At 61.7% G+C, this 9,372-nt stretch carries 10 protein-coding genes; 2 read left to right on the top strand and 8 right to left on the bottom strand.

The genetic code is table 11. The annotated features are described in order from the left end of the window. Nucleotides 1-198, bottom strand: a 198-nt coding sequence (locus ACX93L_RS19810) for an alcohol dehydrogenase catalytic domain-containing protein (protein WP_459406429.1), incomplete at its 3' end; no start/stop codon positions are given. A 172-nt stretch (nucleotides 199-370) separates the two neighbouring features. Here ACX93L_RS19810 and ACX93L_RS19805 point away from each other — a divergent pair. Then, on the top strand, nucleotides 371-964 hold the full coding sequence (locus ACX93L_RS19805; protein ID WP_459406428.1) for a hypothetical protein: 594 nt from the start codon (nucleotides 371-373) through the stop codon (nucleotides 962-964). 10 nt (nucleotides 965-974) lie between these two features. Here the strand turns inward: ACX93L_RS19805 and ACX93L_RS19800 are convergent, their stop codons facing one another. After that, nucleotides 975-1,898 (bottom strand): quinoprotein relay system zinc metallohydrolase 2, encoded by a 924-nt coding sequence (locus ACX93L_RS19800; protein ID WP_459406427.1) that lies wholly within the window; start codon nucleotides 1,896-1,898, stop codon nucleotides 975-977. Nucleotides 1,899-2,196: 298 nt separating this feature from the next. Between ACX93L_RS19800 and ACX93L_RS19795 the strand changes: the two genes are divergently transcribed. Then, complete coding sequence (locus ACX93L_RS19795; RefSeq protein ID WP_459406426.1) at nucleotides 2,197-3,003, top strand: quinoprotein dehydrogenase-associated SoxYZ-like carrier; 807 nt, start codon at nucleotides 2,197-2,199, stop codon at nucleotides 3,001-3,003. 24 nt (nucleotides 3,004-3,027) lie between these two features. Here ACX93L_RS19795 and ACX93L_RS19790 read toward each other — a convergent pair whose 3' ends face one another. The 6 genes from ACX93L_RS19790 to ACX93L_RS19765 form a co-directional block, all read right to left on the bottom strand. Beyond that, entirely contained in the window at nucleotides 3,028-3,381 is a 354-nt protein-coding gene (locus ACX93L_RS19790) for a hypothetical protein (RefSeq protein WP_459406425.1), read from the bottom strand. Beyond that, a complete protein-coding gene (locus ACX93L_RS19785; RefSeq protein ID WP_459406424.1) occupies nucleotides 3,378-4,058 on the bottom strand; it encodes a hypothetical protein in 681 nt (226 codons plus the stop codon). Before ACX93L_RS19785 ends, ACX93L_RS19790 begins: the two co-directional genes overlap by 4 nt. Nucleotides 4,059-4,132: 74 nt before the next feature. Beyond that, nucleotides 4,133-6,379 (bottom strand): hybrid sensor histidine kinase/response regulator, encoded by a 2,247-nt coding sequence (locus ACX93L_RS19780; RefSeq protein WP_459406423.1) that lies wholly within the window; start codon nucleotides 6,377-6,379, stop codon nucleotides 4,133-4,135. Further along, nucleotides 6,376-7,545, bottom strand: a complete 1,170-nt coding sequence (locus tag ACX93L_RS19775; protein ID WP_459406433.1) for an FIST N-terminal domain-containing protein — start codon at nucleotides 7,543-7,545, stop codon at nucleotides 6,376-6,378. The genes ACX93L_RS19780 and ACX93L_RS19775 overlap by 4 nt, the downstream gene beginning before the upstream one ends. A gap of 52 nt (nucleotides 7,546-7,597) precedes the next feature. Beyond that, a complete protein-coding gene (locus tag ACX93L_RS19770; RefSeq protein WP_459406422.1) occupies nucleotides 7,598-8,287 on the bottom strand; it encodes a response regulator in 690 nt (229 codons plus the stop codon). A 336-nt stretch (nucleotides 8,288-8,623) separates the two neighbouring features. After that, entirely contained in the window at nucleotides 8,624-9,223 is a 600-nt protein-coding gene (locus ACX93L_RS19765; RefSeq protein WP_459406421.1) for a DUF922 domain-containing Zn-dependent protease, read from the bottom strand. Nucleotides 9,224-9,372: the final 149 nt, after the last annotated feature.

Raw genomic sequence — 9,372 nt, 5'->3', positions numbered from 1 at the left:
GCCGGCACCCTCATGGCCGAGGATCGCCGGGAACAGGCCTTCCGGATCGGCCCCCGACAGCGTGAAGTCGTCGGTATGGCAGATCCCCGTCGCCTTAACCTCGATCAGAACCTCGCCGGCACGCGGGCCTTCGAGCTCGACTTCGGTCACAACAAGGGGTTTTCCGGCCTGAACAGCCAGAGCAGCGCGTGTGCGCATGGATCGCCTCCCGGGATATGCGTTATGGAATGCCGGCCTTTTCCGACCTTGACGTCAGATTACAGACGGTCAAAGCGCACTGACAATTGCGACCTTAGTGTGTAAATTGCCACCTTGGGCCGAAGGGCTGCGTAGGCCTATACTGACGCATCTTCGAGGAGGAGACTGCGCCATGAGAGCCGCCAATCTGCTGCTGTGCCTGCTGTTTCTGCCCGCCGGCAGCATCGCGGCAGACTTCTCCGACCCGACATGGCCCTGCATCCAGCGCAAGGTGGAAAACCTTTCGGCCGGCCTCATGTGGCCCACTCCCGTCGAAAAGGTCGAACTCACACCGGAAGCGGAGAGCCTGGCAACGCTTCTGGCGCTGCGCCGGGTCTCTCTGGAGGATGCAGAACGACAGGTTTCCGACTTTGTCGGAAAGACGCCGTCCTCGGATGCCCGGCTGCTGGGCAACGTCTTCCACCGCGTCTTCGACAAGCTGTCATCCGACCGCCAGCGTCTGATGAGCGGCATCGCGCGTTACTCTGAGAGCCAGATCAGGCTGGCGCAGAAGATCGATCAGAGCCAGGGCGAGATGACCCGACTGACGGCCGAGGCCAATCCCGACTTCGATCGTATCGACAAGCTGGAGGAACAGATCGACTGGGATGAGCGCATCTACCACGATCGCGCCCGCGCGCTGACCTATGTCTGCGAAACACCCGTCCTTCTCGAAAAGCGAGCCTATGCGATCGCACAACTCCTGCTGAAGCACGTGCCGAACTGAGAGCATTCGGCTAGTCCCATTCCAGCTCCGTATAGGCGGCAGTCGCGTTGCGCGGATTGTAGAGATCGAAAAGCTGCCAGCGATTGGCCTCGCTCCGCCCGATCCACTCCGTCGCGGACGACAACGGCACCCCTTTCGCAAGGGCCGCCCGCGTGTCCTCCTCCAGCACCGCTAGATAACGCTCAAGCGGCAATCCGCCTTGCGGCCAGGGGAGGACGGGGCCACCGTGCCCCGGAATCACCCGGTCAGCCTTGATCGCCATCAGCTCCTGCAGCACATGCCGCCATCCCTTGACCGATCCGTCGAGTGCAGGCGTGTGTTGGTCGAACAGCAGATCCCCGACCAAAAGCGTCGCGGTCTTGCGGTCTAACACCGTGAGATCGGTCACGGTATGGGCGGTCGGCCAAGCACGAAGCTCGATTTGCCGCCCCCCGAGATCGATGGCCTCGCTGTCCTCTACCGTGTGATCAGACGGGACGATCCGGCTGCCGAGCATGCCGGGCTCGCCGATCAACCGCGTAAAACTTGCCTGATAGTTCTCCGCGCGCTCAGCGAGCGCCCGCGGCAGGTTTTGCTGGCCGACGATCTGGGCGCCGGCCTCTCGAAACACTTCGGCGCCGAACACGTGATCGGGATGCATGTGGGTGAGGATCAGGTGCGAAATCGGCAACTCGCTTCGTTGCCGGATTGCGAGATAGACCTGCTCGCCGATTTGCCGTGATCCGCCCGCATCGACAACGGCGATCCGGTCTTCCCCGACGATGAAGGCAAGGTTGGCGATGTCGCCGAGATTGCCGGATCCGACCTCCGCAATCTCACCGCGGTGGACGAAAAGTCCCGGTGCAACTTCGTCGAATTCGAGAGAGGAAGTCGGACGTGAGCGGCAGAAGGGTTCCCCAACGACAAGTCCGGGCCACTGTCGAGGCGTGGACAATGCACCTTTCTCGCACCCTGCTAGCGTTTGCGCGGCATGCCCCGGAAACAGCGCCGTCCGACAGATTTCCGGAGCGGACGGTGAACCATCCGGCGGCGCCGATGCGAGAGCGCAGACGACCGCAAAAGCCTCGAACATGCTCCTCCTCCGCATTTCCTGCCGGGAAAGAGCCTGCCCCCCGCCCATGAGGCCCGCAACACATCCGAAAGGCTCGGTTCTGCATCACGGCGCCCTGGCGTATAATGCCCGCCTGCCCGACAACACGGCGGGTGATGTCCTTGCCAGATGGGGCCGGACCATGAAGTTCATCTTTGCAGGCTTATCGCTCTTTCTTGCTGCCGGTCTCGCAAGCGCCCAGGAGGCGCCGTCCGATAATGCGCTTGCCGAAAGTCCGACCTGGGAGGAGATCAAGGCTGATGTCGTCGGCAACACGGAGCTGAAGGACGGAACCTCGCTCTTCACCCTGACGGCGCCCTATCGCGCCGACGATGCCGCAACCGTTCCGGTGGTCATCGAACAGAAAACCTCGGCTAAACTGCTGATCAAAGCGATCACGCTCGTCATCGACGAGAACCCCGCTCCGGTCGCCGCCGAGATCCGCTTCGGACCGGCCATGATGCCGCTCAGATTCGAGACACGCGTGCGCGTCAACCAGTATTCGAACATCCGCGCGATTGCGGAAACGCCGGACGGAAGCTACATGACCGGCCGTTTCGTCAAGGCTTCGGGCGGCTGCTCGGCGCCGGCCGGCAAGGACCCGGCAGCAGCACTCGCCGGAATGGGCGACATGCGGCTCAAGCTTTTCGACGCGGCGGTTCCCCTGACTCGCCGCGAGGCGCAGATCATGATCCGGCATCCCAACTATTCGGGACTGCAGCGGGATCAGGTCACGCAGTTGTTCATCGGCGCCCATTTCATCAACCAGCTGGAAGTGCGCCAGGGCGGAGAACTGCTCTTCTCCCTTGAAGGGGGGATCTCCATCAGCGAGAACCCGGTCTTTCGCTTCAGCTATTCGGATAACGGCTCCCCCGATCTTGCCGTGCATGCGGTCGACACCGAAGGCAACGTCTTCGATCAGGTCCTGCCGAAACGACCACCGGCCTGAAGACCGGGCCTTTCCCCGCAAGTTCTAGAAGCACAGAATTTCGGCTTCGGCCTGGGCGCGCCTCAGTTCGGCGACCATCGTCTGCGATACCACCGCCGTCTTGTACATCGCGAGTTGCTCGCCAGTCCCTTGCTGCAAGGCCAGAACAGTCTCCGCCTCGACATATTTTTCGTAAGGCAGGATCGATGCGATGACATCGATCGAGCAGGCGCATTTGCGCAGGACCTCACGGTTCTGCCCGTTGGCCGCCATGCAGCCGAAGACATAGTCGGTGCGGGCCTCGGTGGGATAGTCGTTAAGGTGCTCCGGCATCACCTGCGCGGCGGCGGCTGTTACGGACAGAAGCGCGGTTCCGAGCCAGACAACCCCGCGCCTCATGGCTTTACCTCGCCGAGCCCCTTGAGCGTGATCGTGTTGACATAGCCGATATCCGCGTCGCCCTTGCCCTCCGGCACCGTCGCCTTAAGCGAATAGTACCCGCCCGGCACGTCTTCCGACACGGTGATGGCAAGCGCGAGATCGGCGAAACGGCCCATCTTGTCGCGCGCCTTGTCCTTCTCGAACGGCCGCAGCGTTACCTGCTGCGCCTGGACATCGCGATCGCCGAAACGTACCGCGACCGGCACGATCTCGGCGTCCCTTCTGAGCGCATCCTTGATCCTGTTGCGGATATAGAAGGGGCTTCCACCCGACTGCTTCGCGACATCGTCGAGCGCGCTCTCGAGGAAATACATGATGAGCGGATTGCCGACGGAAGCCGGGAAATTGCCGAGCGAACGCATCTGAGGTCCGCGATGAAGGATGAGGGTCACGTTGTCATCCGTCGTCAATTGCAGGCCGATGCTGTCGGTGTCCGGAGAATCACCCTTCTTGAGACCCGACGTCAGCTTGTCGTAGACGAGCGTATCCTTGCCCTGCTGGCCGTCGGCAGCGGGTGGAGAAGCATTGAGACTGGAAAGCGACCCCTTCCGGAACAGAAGATCGTAGGTCTCGGCGGCCGCACCCTGCGCCGCAAACCCCGTCGTGAAGAAAAGAAGAAGCAGAAACAGACGCATCGCAGACCTCCCTTTTTGTCCGACAGCCTAGTCCCCGCCACGCCTTAGTCACCGCAGACATTGGTCGGTATTGGTCACGCGACACGCGAGCGGGTCTTCCAGTCGATGAGGGCTCTGAGCCGCACCAGTTGGACCGGTTTGGTCAGGACCGCAAACGACATTTCATTGCCGAGGCGCAGGAACTCCCGCTGGCGGTTGGCCGAAATGATGACGGCGGGGATCTCGACGCCGGCAAGCGCCCGCAGCGTGCGGATCGTCTCGATGCCGTTGTCGTCCTCGTCCAGCTGGTAGTCGGCCAGCAGGATGTCGGGTGGCGTGCCGATCTCCTGCATCAGCGCCACAGCCTCCGCAGTGGAGGCCGCCGCCAGCACGCTTGCCCCCCAGCTTTCGAGCTTCTGTGTCATTGCGTGGAGTTCGTCCGCATCGTTCTCCACGATGAGAACGATCAGGTCGAGATTGCCCTCGGGCATGGCCTCAACCGCAGGGTTTTCGAAGGCGCTGTCGGGGCCGGGCACCGCCAACGGCACTTCGATCGAGAACATGGAACCGTGCCCCGGTCGCGAGACCAGCCGCACCGGATGATCGAGATGGCGGCACGCACGCTCGACGATCGACAGCCCGAGTCCCATGCCGGTTCCCTTCCCGCCGCCGGCGCGGGTAAACTCCTTGAAGACACGCGCCTGATCCTTCTCGGAAATCCCGATGCCTGTATCCCAGACCTCAATGCGCAAGCGGTTGCCCGCAAGCCTGCATCCGACCAGCACACGCCCGCGTTCGGTGTACTGGATCGCATTCACCACGAGGTTCTGTACGCTGCGCATCAGGTAGCGCTGATCGCTGGTAACCCAACGCGTGGAAGGAACGATGGTGAGGTCGATTCCCTTCTCGGCGGCGAGCGGCGCAAGATCCTCCGCGATGCCCTGAAGCAGGCTGCCAAGGCTGAAGGATGTGACGTTGAACTCGGCGCCGGCGCTGTCCAGCCGCGAAATGTCGAGAAGCGCCTGCAACAGTGTTTCAATCGAGGTGAAGGAGCGGTTCAGCCGGCTGACCACCTCCCGCGCACCGGGTTGTTCGACAGTCTCCGTCAGCATGGAGAGGTAAAGCTTGGCCGCATTGATCGGCTGCAGCAGGTCGTGGCTTGCGGCCGCGAGAAAGCGTGTCTTGGACGTATGCGCAGCCTCCGCAGCTTCCTTGGCCAGGCGAAGATCACCCTCGATCTTCGCCTGCTCGACGGCATGGATCTGCAGCAGCCGGTTGACCTCAGTGAGTTCGGCGGTGCGTTCCTGAACCCTCCGCTCGAGCAGAGCCGCCGCCTCGGTTTCGGCGGTGACGTCCATGATCGAAACGATGAAGCCGTCGTCGGGAAGGGCATGCAGGCGCAGATCGAGGCTCATGCCATCGCGCCGTCGGAAGCGCTGCTGCACCGTCTCCCCCCGCGCAAGGGCTTTGAACCAACCCGCCAGATCCTTGCGGCGCGACGATCGACCCAGGATCTCATGGCGCTCTATATGCTCCACGAGCCGCTGGAATCGGGTGCCCTTCTTCAGCAGCGGCAACGGAATCCCGAGCAGTTCGCCGAATCGTTCGTTGTGAACGAGAAGTTCGCCTGCCGACGAGAATGTACAGACACCAAGCGCCATATGGTCGAAGGCCGCCTGCAGGAGATGCGCCTGCTGGTCGATCAGCCGGTCCTTCTCGCGCCGGTTCTCCCGCACCAGATCAGTGATCTCGGTCTGCAGCACTGCGATGTTGTCGGAGCTCGTCTGGCGATAGGAGATCTGGAACCATCGATCGTTGCGCAATTCCATCACGAAGGACGAGAACCGCGCGCCGACAGGACCAGACGCCGGCGCTACAACCCGGCTACGCGTCGCATTTCTCTCGCCACTGGTCTGCACGAGATAGCGACTGGTGTTTACCGCGGCCAGATAATCATCGAAGGCAAGTCCCGGTTTCAGCAACGGCTCGAGATCGGGAAGCAGGCGCCGAAACTGCGCATTGCATACCTGCAGCCGATCTTCCGAAAAGAGCGCGAAACCGCCTTCCATCGCCACCATCGCGTCCGCGAGGTTACGCTGGATCCGCTCCTGCGCCTGATAGGCGATCTCCAGTTCGCTGGATGCGCGGCCGAGCGTGTCCAGCGCCTTTTCGAGATCCTTGGTCTTTTCCCAGACTTCCGCCTGCAGGGCGATGGCCGACTGGAACAGAGAGTAGGCGGTGCTGCCCACTTCGTGCCCGCGCTCGGCACGATTGATCAGCGCTTCGATGATCTTGGCCTGCTTGGCGATCTGTACCTCGTAGGGTTCGCTCGGATCGATCACGGCAAAACACTTCCCCGTGGTTTGAAGAAGGCCACACCGACGAAGGTCTGGTTCACATGCACGCCGAGATGTTGTTCGCCATAGGTGCTGAAACCCACCACGCGGCGTTCGCGAAAGCGCTCGGATGCCTCCTGCGCCAGGCCCTTGCGGTCGATCTCGAGCTTGCGCAGATAACAGTCGAAACCGAGGATGAAATCAGGTGGATCGCCCTGTTTGTCGGTGACGGCAAGGCCTGTGTCGAGCGTCCGGATGATCTCCTTGCCGCGGCCCAGTGTCAGAAGCAGTCCATCGTCGATCGCCGACAGAAAGGTCAGGCCATGTTCGCCGTGGATCTGCTGGATCGCCCGGACGTGATAGGTGTTGCCGTTACGAACCAGCACCGGGTTTTCGGCAAAGATGGTCGGGGAAAGCTCGTCGACAGGCACGTTGACGAGACGGGCATATTCGTGAGCCGCCGGCGAGCCGTTGATCTCCAGCACCAACCGCTCCTCCGGCACCGCCCGGGTCACCACCATCCGGCTGTCCGTCGGCTGGAAGTGATCGAACCCCAACCCGCTGAAGCTGAGGTCGGTCTCGAGCAGCAGCAGCAGGGCGGCGTTGCTATGGAATTCGCCGTTGCGTAGAACCTGGGTCTGCTCGAAACGCATGCCGTCCCCGGCCGAGCCGCCGAAGACGGGAATGTCCTTGAGGCCCGCCTCCAGCGCCGCCACGAGAATGTCCTCCTGCTTGGACAGGCCATCTGCAAAGATCAGCGCCAGCCGCTTTCTCCCCGGCGTAACCCGGAACTGCTCCGCAAGCCTCTCCGTCTGCTGGACGACTTCTGCGATGGAGACCGGCGAGATCGGCGAGAACAAGGTCGAGGCCACGCGGAAATGGCTGCGCTCGAAGGCAAGCGCGACCAGGGCTTCGTCCTCGTAGCCGCGCGGCGTGATCTGGCCCGCGGTGGTACAGCCGAAGACCACAGTGTTCGGAAAGACGTTGCGCAACGCTTCCGCCAGCGCATCGGGAGGAAGCCGACTCGGAACGAAGAGCAGGATAAAGCTCGGCCGCGCATGGCTCAATTGCCGTCGAAGATCAGCAAGCGCCGCCTCCGCGTCATCGAGATGAGACACGGCAATCCGCACCGCTTTCGCGGGCAAGCGTTCGAGATCCTCCAGTACCGTCACCGTGCTGCCGTCCTCCTCCCAGGGGTCCGCACCCACTCGACCCCCGTTTGTTTCACTGAAGGCTGTGGCGGATCGAGACCTCGCGGACCAGCATGGCGGCCTGCGTGCGGTTGTGCACGCCGAGCCTTCGGAGCAGAGCCGTGATATGCGCTTTGACCGTTGCCTCCGCGAGTTGCATCTCGTAGGCGATCAGCTTGTTCGGCATGCCCTCGCAGATCAGGCCCAGGATACGGGTCTGCTGTTGAGAAAGATGCGCGATCTTGCGCGAGATTGTCTCAACGGAGCGATCGGACGATTGCGTCCGCGTCGGAAGTGCGATCCCCGGCGGGACATAGGTCTTGCCGTTCCAGATATCGCGCATGGCGTCCTGGAAGGTCTGCCGGCCCGTCTCCTTCGGGATGAAGCCCGCAGCCCCGGCCGCGAGGACCGACTGGACAACCCCTTCCGTCGTGATCGCGGAAATGACGATTACCGGAATGTCCGGCGTCTTTTCCTTGATCTTCAGGAAACCGCTGAGGCCGGAGGCATCCGGCAGGTTCAGATCGAGAATGACAAGATCAGGCGAAAAACGCATGCGCAGCTGCTGCAGCGCCTCGCCCAGTGACGTCGCTGTTCGGATCCGGCGGGTATTGAAGATGCTCTCCATCGTCGTTGCCAAGGCATCGCAATAGAGTGGATGATCATCGATGACCAACGCCGACTTTATCGAAAGCGAGTGCTCGGACAGCTCGGCCCGCGACATGGCTTTCCTCCCAAAAATATTTCCTGGTCAATAACGTCGGCACGACCCTAAGCCGCCCCGAATGCACTGGATAATATTTCTGCTCCCATTCATGGCCGGCCCTCCCAAGCACAACCACACGTAATTTGTTGCACAGATTCGTCAGGGGTGCAATTGCCGATTTCCCGCGCAACAAATCGCACCGGAGCAGCCCGCCACCTGCGCAGCCAATTGAAAAATAAGAGAAAAGAAGAAGAATACCACAAGCAGTAGGTTAGAAACTTCTTACGGACGATTGGACGACCGCGCCTGTGACGGCTCTAGGAACGCAACCGAAACGATATCCGGAAGAGCTGATCAGTCGCCGTTCACCAGATTCAGGATCAGCTGGTGGACATTCCCGCCAGGGCTGAGTTCGACCTGGTCGAAATCGCGGCTCCGCTTCCGCTGCTCCTGGGAGAGGGCCGAAAGCCGGGTGGTCATTTCGTCCCTGATCTTGCGGCATTTCGGATCGTCCGGCACGGTCAACCCCAATGTCGCCGCTTCGATCTTGCGCACCATGTCGACGATGATATCCCCATGAACCTTCTCATGCGCCTGCACGCCTTCGATGAAGGTCGCCCAGCTGGCGTTGACGTGACCTGACAGCCGGTTCTCCGGTTTTGGCAGGACATAGGTAATGATGAGCTTCGGCTTCGCCACGGCGAGTACGCAGTCATTGCCGCGGGTCTCGTATTTGCGTGTCCATGTCAGGGCGAAACTCGTCTGCGCGATGGTGCGCATCCCGACACTAAGTTTCGGGCCACGCGCTCCGATCGACTGGTAGAGCTCCAGACCGCTCGTGCCGGCGATGGAATAAGGCTGGACCTTCTCGATGGGCTTCCATTCGGCTGCGGCCCGATGGGGCACTCCGGCGATGCTGGCAATGACCAGACAAGTTGCGATGCCTGCCTTCACACGTTCTTCCTGCTCTGTCTCGTTGCAGGTGAACACTAGAGGCGAAGGTGCAGACACGCAACGCCAGGGGACACAACATAGGATGCTGGATCATATCAAAAGCCCGCCTCGGGGCGCCGAGGCGGGCCTTTCTAAAAGGTCATTCGAGA

It is taken from the genome of Rhizobium sp. CAU 1783, from assembly GCF_054551725.1.
Note: the sequence above shows the minus strand (reverse complement) of the source record. Positions and strands in the feature narration are given on the sequence as shown.

What these genes read in the sequence shown, in the direction of transcription:
- ACX93L_RS19770 (WP_459406422.1), bottom strand. Translation starts at nt 8,287, where the DNA reads ATGTCGCGGGCCGAGCTGTCCGAGCACTCGCTTTCGATAAAGTCGGCG.
- ACX93L_RS19795 (WP_459406426.1), top strand. Translation starts at nt 2,197, where the DNA reads ATGAAGTTCATCTTTGCAGGCTTATCGCTCTTTCTTGCTGCCGGTCTC.
- ACX93L_RS19805 (WP_459406428.1), top strand. Translation starts at nt 371, where the DNA reads ATGAGAGCCGCCAATCTGCTGCTGTGCCTGCTGTTTCTGCCCGCCGGC.
- ACX93L_RS19790 (WP_459406425.1), bottom strand. Translation starts at nt 3,381, where the DNA reads ATGAGGCGCGGGGTTGTCTGGCTCGGAACCGCGCTTCTGTCCGTAACA.
- ACX93L_RS19785 (WP_459406424.1), bottom strand. Translation starts at nt 4,058, where the DNA reads ATGCGTCTGTTTCTGCTTCTTCTTTTCTTCACGACGGGGTTTGCGGCG.